Consider the following 13,412-nt stretch of genomic DNA (forward strand, 5'->3'; position numbering starts at 1 on the left):
ATCCGATGCGAATATGGTTTTTGAGTGCTGGCCTGGCCCTGATGTGCATGGCCCAGAACGCAGCGGCGGGTACTGTCCTGATCGTTGGCGATAGTATCAGTGCCGGTTTCGGCCTGGATACCAGCAAAGGGTGGGTGGCACTGCTGGAGCAACGGCTCAAGCAGGAGGGTTTCGACGATAAAGTGGTCAACGCCTCCATCAGCGGCGACACCAGTGCCGGAGGCTTGGCGCGGCTGCCGGCGGCGCTTGCAGAGCATAAGCCGGACGTGGTGGTGATCGAGTTGGGCGGCAACGACGGCTTGCGTGGACAGCCCCCGGCACAATTGCAACAAAATCTTGCGTCGATGATCGACCAGTCCAAGGCCGGTGGCGCCAAGGTGTTGCTGCTGGGGATGCAGTTGCCACCCAATTATGGCCCGCGCTACACCACGGCATTTGCCGAAGTCTATGGCGTGCTGGCCAAGGAAAAAAACGTTCCCCTGGTACCGTTTTTTCTTGAAGGGGTGGGGGGGCATCCGGAGATGATGCAGGCGGATCAACTGCACCCGGCAGTCGGCGCCCAGGCGAAGTTGCTGGAAAATGTCTGGCCGACGCTAAAACCGCTGTTATGACGCTTTTCTAGCAGCGGTCTTTCGGCTAAGGTGGCGCCCCCGATTTGGAGCCCCCGATGTCGTCGCGTCCTGCCTGGTCCCTATTTGCCTACCAACTGATCGAGCCTGACGAGCAGCTGGATCTGTTCGCCTGCCAGGAAGTGAAGGTGCACCTGGTCACGCGCCAGCTGGAGCTGGGCGGCACGATCGACCGTACGCTCTGCGGCACATTGCTGCCGGCCCAGCCACGCTGGTCATCGGTGGATCGCTCGATCTTCCAGGACCAGCGCCTGTGCCCCTTGTGCCGGGCGATTCTCGAATCGCAAAAGCGTGGCACACCGCCTATCTGGCCCGAACTGCGCTTCGAGCTTTAAGGGCAGCTACACGCTACAATCGCCATTTACCCCCGTCGATCTGCGAAGGATTTTCCGGATGTTGTCGCGTCTGCCTGTCGTCACCCGTTGCCTGTCTCTCGCTGCCTTATGTGCAGCTGGTCCTGTTGCGGCTCTGCAACTGCCCCTGCCACCGCCGGGTGAAGACATTGTCGGCGAGGTCCAGGTGATCAAGGCCAAGTACGAAGACACCTTTGCCGACCTGGGCGTGACTTACGACCTGGGCTATTCGGAGATGGTCGCGGCCAACCCCGGCGTGGATGCCTGGCTACCGGGCACCGGCGCGGAGATTGTGCTGCCGACCCGTTTCATCCTGCCGCCGGGGCCTCGCGAAGGCATCGTGATCAACCTCGCCGAGTACCGTCTGTACTACTACCCCAAGGGCCAGGACGTGGTGTACACCTTCCCGCTGGGGATCGGTCGCGAGGGTTGGGGTTCGCCGATTGCCCACACCAGCATCATTGCCAAGACACCCAACCCGACCTGGACTCCTCCTGCGTCGATCAAGGCCGAACACGCAGCAGACGGTGACCCGCTGCCCAACGTAGTGCCGGCAGGTCCGGACAATCCCCTGGGGCCATTCAAGTTTACCCTGGGCACGCCGGGCTACCTGATTCATGGCTCCAACAAGAAGTTTGGTATCGGTACCCGTACCAGCCATGGTTGCTTCCGCATGTTCAACAACAACGTGCTGGAGATGGCCAAGATGGTTCCGGTGGGCACGCCGGTGCGTATCATCAATGAAGCCTACAAATTCGGCATCAGCGGCGGCAAGGTCTATCTGGAGGCGCATGCGCCGTTGAACGACGATGGCACGCCGTCGGTGGTCGACAAGCACACGGCAGTCATCAATGCGATGCTCAAGCGCGAAGACCTGGCCAATAACCTGCGGGTCGATTGGGATCAAGTGCGTGATGTGGTGGCGGCCGAAGATGGTTTGCCGGCGCAAATTGGCGAACCGGGCGCGGCGCCGATGGTCAGCAGCATGCCGGTCGATCTGCAGCAGTAACGCCTGTCTCCCATCGAAGCCCGCCACGGATTGCCCCTGGCGGGTTTTTTATTGCCTGGGATCCGTAGCCGAATCCCAGGCAATAAAAAGCCGATCCAAAATGGATCGGCTAGATAACAACCCCGAAGGATTATTACTTGCGGCTAGCTTTTTCAAGCATGCGCAGAGCGCGCTCGTTAGCTTCGTCAGCAGTCTGTTGTGCTTTTTGAGCAGCAGCCAGAGCTTCATCAGCTTTACGGTAGGCTTCGTCTGCACGAGCCTGGGAGCGAGCTGCTGCGTCTTCAGTTGCAGTCAGACGGGCTTCGGTTTCTTTGGAGACGCTGCTGCAACCGGTAGCCAGAACTGCGGCCAGAGCCAGAGCAGAGAATTTCAGAACGTTGTTCATCGTGTTCCCCTTCAAGGACTTTCTAATTAATGGCTAATTTCTCAGAGTGAGCTAATAGCCGGCGTACATACTACCCATTACTTGTAGTAAGTAAACTGACGTAGCGCAAGAAGCAAAAAAAATTCTTGTGCTGAATCTATTTTGGCTAATCTTTAGAGGGTCTGTATAAAAAACATCCAGTTTTTGACGCTTGGTCAAAGACTGGGCCCGGGCTGAAAGCGCCGCCTGGCAAGTGTTAAACGTTGTAAGCCGATGTCAATTTATATATCTGCCCCATACTATTGTTCAGATTGTCCCGGGGTTGCCGGGCATCTTTCGCGCATGTAGAGGTGACTTTAAAAGCGCGGGTTCGTCTCACGCTTCAACTGCCGGCAATGTTCAGGCTATCGACCACAGGATGTTCGATCAGCCCTTTCTATGTTCGCGAGCCAAATGGATGACGAGTGTCCCTTGAGCAATGACAGGATTGGTGCCTACTATTCCTGCGTGCGGGGCGTGAGTGCTGTAGGGCTTTTCTCGTTGTCGAAACCGGCACGGGGTGGCGTAGATGTTCCTTCGCCGGAAAAACATCGGTAAGGTAGGGGTCAGAAACCAAGACCCGCGAGGAGTAGTGATGAGCGAGGCGTTGTCCATCCACCATGACCAGGCTGGTCATCAGTTCGAGACCAATGTGGACGGTCATCGTGCCTATCTGACCTACATGGACCTGGGGAAGCAGACCCTGGATATTTACCGCACGTTTGTGCCCAATGCCCTGCGTGGGCGCGGCATTGCCGCTGCGCTGACCGAAGAAGCGCTGCAATACGCCGAGAGCATGGGCTACACGGTGATTCCGTCCTGCTCCTACGTCGAGCGCTACATGGAGCGCCACCAGCGCCATGCCGCGAAGCTGTGAAAGCAAACAGGCAGGCATAAAAAAACGCCGGGCTTAGCCCGGCGTTTTTGTGTGCGTCAGGTACGTTTGCGCTTGGGCAATACGTCCTTGAGCTTGGCGTGCATGCTGCGCAGGGTGGTCTCGGTGGCGGACCAGTCGATGCAGGCGTCAGTGATCGACACACCGTATTGCAGGTCGGCCAGATCCTTTGGAATCGCCTGGCAACCCCAGTTCAGGTGGCTTTCGACCATCAGGCCGATAATCGACTGGTTGCCTTCCAGGATCTGGTTGGCCACGTTCTCCATCACCAGCGGTTGCAGGGCCGGATCCTTGTTGGAGTTGGCGTGACTGCAATCGACCATGATGTTCGGCTTGATCTTCGCCTTGGTCAGTGCCTGTTCGCACAGGGCCACGCTGACTGAATCATAGTTGGGCTTGCCATTGCCGCCACGCAGGACCACGTGACCATAGGCGTTGCCCTTGGTGGTGACGATGGACACGCCACCTTCCTGGTTGATCCCCAGGAAGCGGTGTGGGCTGGAAACCGACTGCAGGGCGTTGATCGCCACGGTCAGGCCGCCATCGGTGCCGTTCTTGAAACCCACGGCCGAGGACAGGCCAGAGGCCATTTCGCGGTGGGTTTGCGATTCGGTAGTGCGCGCGCCGATCGCCGACCAACTGATCAGGTCCTGCAGGTATTGCGGGGAAATCGGGTCCAGGGCTTCGGTGGCCGTTGGCAGGCCCATTTCAGCCAGGTCCAGCAGCAGCTTGCGGCCAATATGCAAACCATCCTGGATCTTGAACGAGTCGTCCAGGTACGGATCGTTGATCAGACCTTTCCAGCCCACGGTAGTGCGCGGCTTCTCGAAGTACACGCGCATCACCAGGTACAGGGTGTCGGATACTTCCGCAGCCAGCACTTTGAGGCGTTCGGCGTACTCGTGGGCGGCCTTGAGGTCGTGGATCGAGCAGGGCCCGATCACCACGAACAGGCGGTGGTCAGTGCCGTCGAGGATGTCACGAATGACTTCGCGGCCCTTGGTGACGGTCTGCAATGCAGCGTCGCTCAGAGGGATTTCGCGCTTGAGCTGATCGGGCGTGATCAGGGTCTCGTTGGATTCGACGTTTAGGTCGTTGATCGGTAAATCAGCCATCGTGTTACTCGTCAGGGTCACGGGTGCCGGCCGCCAGCGAACCCCGTGCGGCGGAGCACAGCATGATTTAAATGCAGCGGGGAGCCGAACCTTAGCGCGTACAAGCCGGCTCGACAATGGGCAATTGCGCGCGGTGTCGTGCGGCCTGATAGTGTGTTGCCTGGTTAAAGGGTGTGGTGCAGATCGAGTGAAAGCGTTTGAATTGACGGATTTGGATATCGACCAGCAGTTGCTGGCGTTGCCGGGTGCTTCGCTGCTGGTGTTTACCAGTGTCGGCTGTTCCAGTTGCCGCTGGGCGCGCCAGCAGTTGCCCGGCTGGGAGCTGCCGGTTGCGCGCATCTGCTGGATCGACGCCGGGCACAATGGCGGCGCGGTGCAGCGCTACGGGATCTTTCATTTGCCGGCGCTGTTTGTGGTGTGCGAGGGTCAGTTCCACGGCGCATTGCAGACGGGTCTGAATGCCGGCGACCTACGTGAGGCTATAGAAGAAGCGCTCAAACGAGAACCAGAGGAGTTGCCATGACGAGTGCAGTTGAGCCAGGGCCACGCATTGGGATTATCGGTACCGGTGCCATTGGTGGTTTTTACGGGTTGATGCTGGCGCGCGCCGGTTTCGATGTGCATTTCCTGCTGCGCAGCGAATTTGCGGCGGTCAGTGAGCGTGGCTTGCAGCTCAATAGTGCGGTGCATGGCGCCTTGCGCCTGCACCCGGTCCAGGCCTATGCCAGCGCGGCCGACATGCCGCCTTGCGATTGGCTGCTGGTGGGCACCAAGACCACTGGTAACGTTGAACTGGCGCCCACCATTGCCCAGGTCGCGGCGCCCGATGCCAAGGTTGTATTGCTGCAAAACGGCCTCGCCGTCGAGGACGGCCTGCGCGAGCATCTGCCCGAGTCCCTGCACCTGCTTGGCGGGCTTTGTTATATCTGCGTGCACCGTTCCGGGCCGGGGATCGTCGAGCACCAGGCCATGGGCCGGGTCAGCCTTGGCTATCACAGCGGCACTGCCATCGCTGATGCTGCACGCCGCCAGGCGATTGTCGAAGAGGGCGCCGGGCTGTTCCGCCACGCCGGGATCGACGCCCAGGCCATGCCCGACCTGGATCAGGCACGCTGGCATAAGTTGGTGTGGAATGTGCCGTACAACGGCCTGTCGGTGCTGCTCGGTGCCAATACCTCGCAGTTGATGGCCGACGAATCCAGCCGGGAATTGATCCAGGGCCTGATGGCCGAAGTGGTGCAGGGCGCCCAGGCGTGCGGCCATGAGATCGCGCCCGGCTACCCCGAGCAGATGTTCAGCATGACCGAGCGTTTGACGGATTACTGGCCCAGCATGTATCACGATCATCTGCACCGGCGACCCCTGGAACTGGCCGCGATCTACGCTCGCCCGCTGGCTGCTGCCAGGGCCGCGGGCTGCGAGTTGCCGCGGATGCAGGCGTTGTACCAGGCCTTGAGTTTTATTGATCGACGCAACGACTGAGGAGCACACATGGCCAAAGGGATGAGCGACAAACTGGTGCTGGCGATTTCCTCGCGCGCCCTGTTCGACCTGGGTGAAAGCCATAAGGTTTATCTGGCCCAGGGCGTCGAGGCCTACCGCAAATATCAGATCGACCACGAGGAAGAAATCCTCGAGCCGGGGGATGCCTTCCCCTTGGTCAAGAAACTCCTGACCCTGAATGCCAGCCTCGGCCGCGCGCGGGTCGAGGTGGTGCTGGTGTCGCGCAACAGCGCCGACACCGGGTTGCGTGTGTTCAATTCGATCCAGCACTACGGCCTGGATATTTCCCGCGCCGCCTTTGTCGGTGGGCGTAACCCCCACCCTTATCTGGCGGCGTTTGGCAGCCACCTGTTCCTCTCGACCCACGCCGAAGATGTGCGCAGCGCGCTGGATGCCGGTTTTGCGGCAGCGACCATTTTGTCCGGCGGCGCCCGTCGGGCTTCCAGCGCTGAGTTGCGGATTGCCTTCGACGGTGACGCGGTGCTGTTTTCCGACGAGTCAGAGCGCGTCTACCAAAGCGGCGGCCTGGAAGCGTTCCAGGCCAGCGAGCGGCAAGCGGCCCGCGAGCCGTTGCGCGGTGGGCCATTCAAGGGCTTCCTGGCGGCCCTCAATCTGCTGCAGCGCGAGTTCCCCGATGAGTCTTGCCCGATCCGCACCGCGCTGGTGACGGCGCGTTCGGCACCGTCCCATGAGCGAGTGATCCGCACCTTGCGTGAGTGGGATATCCGCCTGGACGAGTCGCTGTTTCTTGGCGGCCTGGAAAAATCGGCGTTCCTTGAAGCGTTTGCCGCCGACGTGTTTTTTGACGACCAGGCCGGCCATTGCGAGAAAGCCAGGGAGGTGGTGGCCACCGGGCATGTGCCCCATGGCGTGAGCAATGAGCCGAAAGTCCAGGTCGAGAGCTAAGTTCATCGCAGTCGCGGAGGCGCTGCTAAGCTGAAACAATCCCCGCCATCCTGGCAGTCCAGGAGGTTCTATGATTCGGTCGATGTTGTATGCCTCAGACCTGGGTGTATATGCGCCTTACGTGATGCAACATGCGCTGGCGATGGCGCGCACATTCAAGGCGGAGCTGTATGTGATTCATGTGGTGGAGCCGATCGGGCTGTTCGCAGAATCGGTGCTGCAAACCTATCTTGATGAACAGGCCCTGAGCGAATGGCAGAGCCAGGGCCTCAATACAGTGATGGCAAACATCGAACAGCGGGTGCTGGACAGTTTTCGTGAAGAGTTGCAGGACGGTGAGCAGGACTTGCAGGCGATTCGTTCGGTGCGGGTGATCCAGGGGGATCCCGCCCAAGTGATTCTCGACCAGGCGCAGAAACTCTCGGTGGATTTGTTGATCGTAGGGAGTCATAGCCAGGGCGAAGGAGCCTCGACCCCGTTGGGGCGTACGGCGGCGCGGGTGTTGCAGTTGTCCCAGGTGCCGGTCTATCTGGTGCCTTTGCTGCAACGTCGACGCAGTGATGATGTGTGATGGGGCTTAAACGATAAAAAAGTTCTAGATTTATCAATCCAACCTTTAATATAGTTATATACCGTCGCTGATATCCGTGGCGTCTATCTGCTTTGAGGGACACATATGAAGCTTCAACAACTGCGCTACATCTGGGAAGTGGCGCACCACGACCTCAACGTTTCCGCCACGGCTCAAAGCCTCTACACCTCACAACCGGGTATCAGTAAGCAAATCCGCCTGCTTGAAGACGAATTGGGCGTCGAAGTGTTCGCCCGCAGCGGCAAGCACCTGACCCGCGTCACGCCTGCCGGTGAGCGCATCATTACCACTGCCGGCGAAATCCTGCGCAAGGTAGAAAGCATCAAGCAGATCGCCCAGGAATTCTCCAACGAGAAAAAAGGCACCCTGTCGATCGCCACCACCCACACCCAGGCCCGTTATGCGCTGCCGCCGGTGATCAGCTCGTTCATCAAGCAGTACCCGGACGTGGCCTTGCACATGCACCAGGGTTCGCCGATGCAGATCGCTGAAATGGCAGCTGACGGCACCGTCGACTTCGCCATCGCCACCGAAGCCCTGGAGCTGTTCGGCGACCTGGTGATGATGCCGTGCTATCGCTGGAATCGCTGCGTCGTGGTACCCCAGGGCCACCCACTGGCCAAACTGCCGAAGCTGACCCTGGAAGCGCTGGCGGAATACCCGATTGTCACCTACGTGTTCGGCTTCACCGGCCGCTCCAAGCTCGACGAAGCCTTCAGCCATCGCGGCCTCACGCCCAAAGTGGTGTTTACCGCAGCTGACGCCGACGTGATCAAGACCTACGTGCGCCTGGGCCTGGGCGTCGGTATCGTGGCCAAGATGGCCGTCGATACCAAGCTCGACAGCGACCTGGTGGTACTGGATGCCAGCGAGTTGTTCGAGTCCAGCGTGACCAAGATCGGCTTCCGTCGTGGCACGTTCCTGCGTGGCTTCATGTGCGATTTCATCGAGAAGTTCGCCCCGCACCTGACCCGTGAAATCATGGCCAAGGCGATCCAGTGCCATAACAAGCAGGAGCTGGAAGAGCTGTTCGACGGCGTTGAACTGCCGGTTCACTGATCGGCCTAGCGGGCCTCGGTCACCACGAATTGTTGCCGGGCGCCCGCCACCGTAATCTCCACCTCATCTCCCTCGAACTTGCCCAGCAGGCTTTTGCCCAGCGGCGAGCGGGGGGTGATGACGGTCACCAACTGCCCCACCACATAGACTTTCAGGCCTGCCGCGTCCGGCGCCAGGAACAGCCATTGCTGGCGGCCGTCATCATCTTCCAGGCCGAGCAGGGCGCCCACCTCGATACCCCGTTGTTCATCGTAGGGGCGCAGGTTGAGGTTCTGGCACAGCGCCAGTGATTGCTTGATCTCCTCGACGCGTTTGGCTTGCCCGGCAGCCAGGTAAGACGCTTCCAGGCCCAGGGTGTCGTACTTGTTCTCGGCGATGTTTTCTTCGTGGGTTGCGGTTTCGTAGGCAGTTTGCGCGGCGCGTTGTGCCACATCCAGATCGGCGACGAGTTTTTCCAGGATCAGCTGGAGGACGGCGTGTTTATTCATGGGCGGTTTTCGGCTCAATCACAAAATTGCAGGACGTTGGCCCGGCTCTTGTCGCTGGGGGCGTTCTGGTCCTGCTGGAGCCAGAACTGGCATTTGGGGTTGGACAGGTTGCGCGGGTTGTCCCGGGCCTGATCCAGCGCCTGCTGCTGTTCCTGCTTGTGCAGGTTTTGTTGGTATTGCTCAAACATCCGGTTCGGCGGCTCGGGCGTCAGGGCAGGTGGTTTGCCCAGTTGCTGCACGGCCTGGGTGACGGCGGCCACGGGTTGTTCAAGCAGGTAGCGCGAGGCCAGCCAGCCGGTCAGGGCGATGGCGACAAAGCCCAGCCACAGGCCCAGGGCCACGGCAATACTGAGTTTGAACATCGACAACGGGCGATCGGACATGGTGGCCTCCTGGCGGGCGTTTGCGGCGAGCTGGGGATTGTCGCATAGCCGGCGTGCAGAATAATCGCGATCAACCCTTCTGCATGGCGGCAATTATGCGGACAATCGAGCCTTTGACTGATGGAGCCCGGAATGAAAGCCCGCTGGGATATTTTTTGCAGCGTCGTCGATAACTACGGCGACATCGGCGTGACCTGGCGCCTGGCCCGGCAATTGGTGGCGGAACAGGGCTGTGCGGTGCGGTTGTGGGTCGATGACCTGCGGGCGTTCGAGCGCATGTGCCCTGAGGTTGATGTGCAGGCGGCGCAGCAGTGGCAGGAGGGCGTGGACGTGCGCCACTGGCCGGCGCACTGGCCCACCACACCGGCGGCGGACGTGGTGATCGCCGCCTTTGCCTGCCAGTTGCCCCCGGACTATATGGAAGCCATGGCCGCTCGCGAGCGCACACCGCTGTGGATGAACCTGGATTACCTGAGCGCCGAGGAGTGGGTGGTCGGCTGCCATGGCTTGCCGTCGGTCAAGTTCAAGGGCGTGCAAAAGTACTTCTTCTTTCCGGGATTCCGTCCTGGCACCGGGGGCTTGCTGCGTGAGGCCGGGTTGATCGAGCAGCGTCAGGCGTTTCAGCGTGATTCCCAGGCTCAGCAACAATTCCTACAGGACTTGGGCGTTGTTCCTGTGGTGGGCGCACGATTGATCTCGCTGTTTGCCTACGAAAATGCCGGCCTGGCCAGTTGGCTGGAGGTGTTGGCGGCCGACGGGCAGCCCACCCATCTGCTGGTGCCGGAAGGGCGCATCCTTGGTGATGTGCAGCGCTGGCTGGGCGTCCAGGCGCTGGGCGTGGGGCAGGTACACCTGCGTGGCGCGCTGACGGTGCAGGTGCTGCCGTTCGTGCGCCAGGAGCAGTACGACCGCCTGTTGTGGTGCTGCGACTTCAATGCGGTGCGCGGCGAGGATTCCTTCGTCCGTGCGCAATGGGCCGGGCGCCCGCTGTTGTGGCATATCTACCGTCAGGATGAAGACATTCACCTGGACAAGCTCGATGCATTCCTTGAGCGCTACACCGAGGGCCTGTCACCCGCAGCCAAAGGTGCACTGATTGCCCTTTGGCAAGCCTGGAACACGGACGCTGACATGGCCGCCAACTGGAAAATGCTCCTTGAGCATTGGCCTGAGGTGACCGCACATGCCGAAAAATGGTGTCTGGAACAGGCCTTGCAGGCCGATCTTGCGACGGCGCTGGTACACTTTTATGAAAATTGGATATGATACGCGACCTTGATTTTTGTAAATCCCATCCAAATTTCGGATATTCGTAATGAAAACTGGTAAAGAACTGAAACCCGGTACAGTGATCCGTCTCGAAAACGACCCTTGGCTGGTTCAGAAAGCTGAGTTCACCAAGTCTGGTCGTAACAGCGCAATCATGAAGACCAAGCTGAAGAACCTGCTGACCGGTTACAAGACCGAGATCGTCTACAGCGCCGATGACAAACTGGATGACGTGATCCTCGACCGCAAAGAAGCGACCCTGTCGTTCATCAGCGGCGACACCTACACGTTCATGGACACTACCGACTACACCATGTACGAGCTGAACGCTGAAGATATCGAAGCTGTTCTGCCGTTCATCGAAGAAGGCATGGAAGACGTCTGCGAAGCCATTTTCTTCGAAGAGCGCCTGGTTTCCGTAGAGCTGCCGACCACCATCGTGCGTAAGGTTGCCTACACCGAAGGTTCCGCTCGCGGCGACACTTCGGGCAAAGTGATGAAGCCTGCCAAGCTGTCTAACGGTACCGAACTGCAAGTTGCTGATTTCATCGAAATCGACGACCTGATCGAAATCGACACCCGTGAAGGTGGTTCGTACAAAGGTCGCGCCAAGAAGTAATTCTGGTGTTACCAATAAAAAACCCGACCAAGAGTCGGGTTTTTTTATGCCTGTTTACCTGTCACACCGTGACATGCAAGCGCACATCCACATTGCCACGGGTAGCGTTGGAGTACGGGCAGACTTGATGTGCAGCGTCTACCAGGCTCTGTGCTTCATCTTGCGCCAGGCCGGGCAGGGATATGTGAAGGTCGATGTCCAGGCCAAAACCACCGGGAATCTGGCCGATGCCGACGTGGGCGGTGATCGAAGCATCATCGGGGATTTTGCGTTTGCTCTGGCTGGCGACGAATTTCAGGGCGCCGATAAAGCAGGCCGAATAGCCAGCAGCGAACAGTTGTTCCGGGTTGGTGGCCTGGCCGCCCGCGCCGCCCAGCTCTTTAGGGGTAGAGAGCTTGACATCGAGGATGCTGTCGCTGGAAACGGCACGACCATCTCGGCCGCCGGTGGTGGTGGCTACTGCGGTATAGAGGGTTTGCATCAGGGATTCCTCGCTGGTGTTTGCGCTAAAAGTTTGCGCGCAAAGTAAGTGGTGAGATGAATGTATCGCGCAAATGTTTAGCGCGCAATATAAATTTTTGAAGTGATCGTGATCACCTTTTGGGGGCGGCTAGACGCTGGCCTGCAGATTCCTGCGCAGCTCCAGCAAGTCGGCTTGCAGCTTCTGCAGTTGCTCCATCTGCAAGCCGCTGGCGCCAAGGATGCAGGGAGGAACATCCATGGCCTTGTCCCGCAGTGCTCGGCCAGCCTCGGTCAACTCCACCACGACCACACGCTCATCGGCGCGGCTGCGGGTGCGGCTTAACAGGCCTTCGGCTTCCAGGCGCTTGAGCAGTGGGGTCAGTGAGCCCGGATCGGTGAGCAGGCGATTGCTGATTTCACCCACGGTCAAACCATCTTGTTCCCACAACACCATCATGGCCAAGTACTGCGGGTAGGTCAGGCCAAGGGCCTGCAGCAGGGGTTTGTAGACCTTGGTCATCAACAACGAGGTGGAGTGCAGGGCGAAGCACAGTTGGTTGTCGAGGAGCAGGGCGTCGCAAGAGTGGGTCATGGCAGTGCCTTAAAGCGTATTTGATCTGGAATCTAGCGGCCAAATCTTTAACGCGCCAGACAATTCTGCAGCCGCAGTCAGCCCCAACCACTTTGCAACGCCAGATCCCACGGCGGGACGGGGCTGAAACGGCTCTTGAGGTACTCCAGCAGCAGACGGCTGCGAGCATTGGCTTGCTGTTCCAGGCGCAGGGCGTAGATGCCGGCGGTTTCTGCGGTCGGCAGGCCGTTTTCGCAGAATAACGGCACCAGTTCGCCGCGCACCAGGTACTCACTGGTCAGCCAGGTGGGCAGGTGAGCGATGCCCAGTCCGGCCAGAGCGCCCGATAGCAGGGCTTCGGCATTGTTGGCGCTCATGCGGATGCGCTGTGGGCGGTAGGTGTTCTTGCGACCATCCAGTTCAAAACGCCAGGCGAACATCGGCGCCAGACCTTCCCAGTCCAGGCCGTCGTGTTCGTTGAGTTGGCTGGGATGGGCCGGCGTGCCACGGTTTTTCAGGTAGGCCGGGCTGGCGCAGGCGATTCGCACGATGCTGGCCAAAGGCGTGGCGATCAGCCGTGTGTCGACGATATGTCCGGCCCGCAGCACCAGGTCGACCTTGCCCAGGTGCTCGCCCTGCATGTCGACAAAACTGTCGATCAGATGCAGGTGCACGTCCAGGCCCGGATAGACCGTCAGAAAGTCCGCGATTGCCGGCGCCAGGTGTCGCCGGCCAAACGCGGCGGGCGCATCCACGCGAATCAGGCCCTCGGGCGCATGGCTGAGTGATACCGCCTCGGCTCGCGCCAGTTGCAACTCCCGGACAATCCGCCGCGCCCGCTCGGCAAATGCCAGGCCGGCGGGGGTGGGCAGCACCGCATGGGTACTGCGCAGGAACAGCTGGCTGCCCAGGGCGCTTTCCAGGCTGTCGATCCGCCGGGCCACGGCCGAGGGCGTCAGCGGATGGCGCCGCGCCGCTGCGGAAAAGCTTCCGGTCTCCAGCACGTCGAGGAACAGGCCCAGTTGATCGGTCAAGGTCGTAGGGTTCATGGGGGGATTCGCTTGTGCGGATTTGGCATAGCCATTGTGCGTTGCTGTGCGTTTCCATGCCAGAGTGGACTGCGTAGCATGCAGGGCTTGAGACGGTGCAGGGGTAC

18 protein-coding genes are annotated in these 13,412 nt (G+C 60.0%); 11 read left to right on the forward strand and 7 right to left on the reverse strand.

Annotated features, from left to right (window positions below):
* Positions 1–5: 5 nt before the first annotated feature.
* Genes PSH73_RS08695 through PSH73_RS08705 form a run of 3 tightly spaced genes read left to right on the forward strand, consistent with a single transcriptional unit; the run spans position 6 to position 1,991 of the window.
* The gene (locus PSH73_RS08695) at positions 6–611 is read left to right on the forward strand and encodes an arylesterase (protein WP_115127846.1); all 606 of its coding nucleotides are present in this window, start codon (positions 6–8) and stop codon (positions 609–611) included.
* Positions 612–667: 56 nt separating this feature from the next.
* Complete coding sequence (locus tag PSH73_RS08700; RefSeq protein WP_029297976.1) at positions 668–964, forward strand: hypothetical protein; 297 nt, start codon at positions 668–670, stop codon at positions 962–964.
* A 58-nt stretch (positions 965–1,022) separates the two neighbouring features.
* A complete protein-coding gene (locus tag PSH73_RS08705; protein WP_120732382.1) occupies positions 1,023–1,991 on the forward strand; it encodes a L,D-transpeptidase family protein in 969 nt (322 codons plus the stop codon).
* A 133-nt stretch (positions 1,992–2,124) separates the two neighbouring features.
* Here PSH73_RS08705 and oprI read toward each other — a convergent pair whose 3' ends face one another.
* Positions 2,125–2,376, reverse strand: a complete 252-nt coding sequence (oprI, locus tag PSH73_RS08710; RefSeq protein WP_003172710.1) for an outer membrane lipoprotei OprI — start codon at positions 2,374–2,376, stop codon at positions 2,125–2,127.
* 613 nt (positions 2,377–2,989) lie between these two features.
* Between oprI and PSH73_RS08715 the strand changes: the two genes are divergently transcribed.
* Positions 2,990–3,271 carry a GNAT family N-acetyltransferase gene (locus tag PSH73_RS08715; RefSeq protein ID WP_029297992.1) on the forward strand — a complete coding sequence of 94 codons (282 nt, stop codon included), beginning with the start codon at positions 2,990–2,992 and terminating at the stop codon, positions 3,269–3,271.
* Positions 3,272–3,327: 56 nt separating this feature from the next.
* On the opposite strand, the gene PSH73_RS08720 is transcribed toward PSH73_RS08715, so the two are convergent.
* Positions 3,328–4,404: a 3-deoxy-7-phosphoheptulonate synthase gene (locus PSH73_RS08720; protein ID WP_029297994.1), complete on the reverse strand. Its 1,077-nt coding sequence runs from the start codon at positions 4,402–4,404 to the stop codon at positions 3,328–3,330.
* Between the two features lie 187 nt (positions 4,405–4,591).
* On the opposite strand from PSH73_RS08720, the gene PSH73_RS08725 reads away from it, so the two are divergent.
* The 5 genes from PSH73_RS08725 to cysB all read left to right on the forward strand — a co-directional run bounded on the left by PSH73_RS08725 (position 4,592) and on the right by cysB (position 8,464).
* A complete protein-coding gene (locus tag PSH73_RS08725; protein WP_115127847.1) occupies positions 4,592–4,927 on the forward strand; it encodes a co-chaperone YbbN in 336 nt (111 codons plus the stop codon).
* On the forward strand, positions 4,924–5,886 hold the full coding sequence (locus tag PSH73_RS08730; protein ID WP_305462248.1) for a putative 2-dehydropantoate 2-reductase: 963 nt from the start codon (positions 4,924–4,926) through the stop codon (positions 5,884–5,886). Before PSH73_RS08725 ends, PSH73_RS08730 begins: the two co-directional genes overlap by 4 nt.
* Before the next feature lie 9 nt (positions 5,887–5,895).
* Positions 5,896–6,813, forward strand: coding sequence for a 5'-nucleotidase (locus PSH73_RS08735; RefSeq protein ID WP_038447487.1), 918 nt, complete (start codon positions 5,896–5,898; stop codon positions 6,811–6,813).
* Between the two features lie 70 nt (positions 6,814–6,883).
* The gene (locus PSH73_RS08740; protein ID WP_057439186.1) at positions 6,884–7,384 is read left to right on the forward strand and encodes a universal stress protein; all 501 of its coding nucleotides are present in this window, start codon (positions 6,884–6,886) and stop codon (positions 7,382–7,384) included.
* A 105-nt stretch (positions 7,385–7,489) separates the two neighbouring features.
* Positions 7,490–8,464 (forward strand): HTH-type transcriptional regulator CysB, encoded by a 975-nt coding sequence (cysB, locus tag PSH73_RS08745; RefSeq protein WP_115127848.1) that lies wholly within the window; start codon positions 7,490–7,492, stop codon positions 8,462–8,464.
* A 5-nt stretch (positions 8,465–8,469) separates the two neighbouring features.
* Here cysB and PSH73_RS08750 read toward each other — a convergent pair whose 3' ends face one another.
* Both PSH73_RS08750 and PSH73_RS08755 read right to left on the reverse strand, forming a co-directional pair.
* Complete coding sequence (locus tag PSH73_RS08750) at positions 8,470–8,952, reverse strand: GreA/GreB family elongation factor (protein ID WP_057444675.1); 483 nt, start codon at positions 8,950–8,952, stop codon at positions 8,470–8,472.
* A gap of 14 nt (positions 8,953–8,966) precedes the next feature.
* Entirely contained in the window at positions 8,967–9,335 is a 369-nt protein-coding gene (locus tag PSH73_RS08755; protein WP_200656589.1) for a hypothetical protein, read from the reverse strand.
* Between the two features lie 132 nt (positions 9,336–9,467).
* Here PSH73_RS08755 and earP point away from each other — a divergent pair, with 132 nt between their 5' ends.
* Both earP and PSH73_RS08765 read left to right on the forward strand, forming a co-directional pair.
* Positions 9,468–10,601 carry an elongation factor P maturation arginine rhamnosyltransferase EarP gene (earP, locus tag PSH73_RS08760; protein WP_305462252.1) on the forward strand — a complete coding sequence of 378 codons (1,134 nt, stop codon included), beginning with the start codon at positions 9,468–9,470 and terminating at the stop codon, positions 10,599–10,601.
* Between the two features lie 49 nt (positions 10,602–10,650).
* Complete coding sequence (locus PSH73_RS08765) at positions 10,651–11,223, forward strand: elongation factor P (RefSeq protein WP_003172723.1); 573 nt, start codon at positions 10,651–10,653, stop codon at positions 11,221–11,223.
* Positions 11,224–11,284: 61 nt separating this feature from the next.
* Here PSH73_RS08765 and PSH73_RS08770 read toward each other — a convergent pair whose 3' ends face one another.
* From PSH73_RS08770 to PSH73_RS08780, 3 genes are all read right to left on the reverse strand, one after another.
* A complete protein-coding gene (locus tag PSH73_RS08770) occupies positions 11,285–11,704 on the reverse strand; it encodes an organic hydroperoxide resistance protein (RefSeq protein WP_305462254.1) in 420 nt (139 codons plus the stop codon).
* Between the two features lie 129 nt (positions 11,705–11,833).
* Positions 11,834–12,277 carry a MarR family winged helix-turn-helix transcriptional regulator gene (locus tag PSH73_RS08775; RefSeq protein ID WP_057439182.1) on the reverse strand — a complete coding sequence of 148 codons (444 nt, stop codon included), beginning with the start codon at positions 12,275–12,277 and terminating at the stop codon, positions 11,834–11,836.
* 77 nt (positions 12,278–12,354) lie between these two features.
* Positions 12,355–13,305 carry a LysR family transcriptional regulator gene (locus PSH73_RS08780; RefSeq protein WP_305462256.1) on the reverse strand — a complete coding sequence of 317 codons (951 nt, stop codon included), beginning with the start codon at positions 13,303–13,305 and terminating at the stop codon, positions 12,355–12,357.
* Between the last annotated feature and the right edge of the window lie 107 nt (positions 13,306–13,412).

The organism is Pseudomonas sp. FP2294, from assembly GCF_030687625.1.
Lineage (GTDB): Bacteria > Pseudomonadota > Gammaproteobacteria > Pseudomonadales > Pseudomonadaceae > Aquipseudomonas > Aquipseudomonas shahriarae.

Coding starts and splice junctions, on each gene's coding strand:
- PSH73_RS08755 (WP_200656589.1), bottom strand. CDS start 9,335: ATGTCCGATCGCCCGTTGTCGATGTTCAAACTCAGTATTGCCGTGGCC.
- oprI (WP_003172710.1), bottom strand. CDS start 2,376: ATGAACAACGTTCTGAAATTCTCTGCTCTGGCTCTGGCCGCAGTTCTG.
- PSH73_RS08735 (WP_038447487.1), top strand. CDS start 5,896: ATGGCCAAAGGGATGAGCGACAAACTGGTGCTGGCGATTTCCTCGCGC.
- PSH73_RS08705 (WP_120732382.1), top strand. CDS start 1,023: ATGTTGTCGCGTCTGCCTGTCGTCACCCGTTGCCTGTCTCTCGCTGCC.
- earP (WP_305462252.1), top strand. CDS start 9,468: ATGAAAGCCCGCTGGGATATTTTTTGCAGCGTCGTCGATAACTACGGC.
- PSH73_RS08715 (WP_029297992.1), top strand. CDS start 2,990: ATGAGCGAGGCGTTGTCCATCCACCATGACCAGGCTGGTCATCAGTTC.
- PSH73_RS08730 (WP_305462248.1), top strand. CDS start 4,924: ATGACGAGTGCAGTTGAGCCAGGGCCACGCATTGGGATTATCGGTACC.
- PSH73_RS08695 (WP_115127846.1), top strand. CDS start 6: ATGCGAATATGGTTTTTGAGTGCTGGCCTGGCCCTGATGTGCATGGCC.
- cysB (WP_115127848.1), top strand. CDS start 7,490: ATGAAGCTTCAACAACTGCGCTACATCTGGGAAGTGGCGCACCACGAC.
- PSH73_RS08770 (WP_305462254.1), bottom strand. CDS start 11,704: ATGCAAACCCTCTATACCGCAGTAGCCACCACCACCGGCGGCCGAGAT.
- PSH73_RS08720 (WP_029297994.1), bottom strand. CDS start 4,404: ATGGCTGATTTACCGATCAACGACCTAAACGTCGAATCCAACGAGACC.
- PSH73_RS08700 (WP_029297976.1), top strand. CDS start 668: ATGTCGTCGCGTCCTGCCTGGTCCCTATTTGCCTACCAACTGATCGAG.
- PSH73_RS08775 (WP_057439182.1), bottom strand. CDS start 12,277: ATGACCCACTCTTGCGACGCCCTGCTCCTCGACAACCAACTGTGCTTC.
- PSH73_RS08780 (WP_305462256.1), bottom strand. CDS start 13,305: ATGAACCCTACGACCTTGACCGATCAACTGGGCCTGTTCCTCGACGTG.
- PSH73_RS08740 (WP_057439186.1), top strand. CDS start 6,884: ATGATTCGGTCGATGTTGTATGCCTCAGACCTGGGTGTATATGCGCCT.
- PSH73_RS08765 (WP_003172723.1), top strand. CDS start 10,651: ATGAAAACTGGTAAAGAACTGAAACCCGGTACAGTGATCCGTCTCGAA.
- PSH73_RS08750 (WP_057444675.1), bottom strand. CDS start 8,952: ATGAATAAACACGCCGTCCTCCAGCTGATCCTGGAAAAACTCGTCGCC.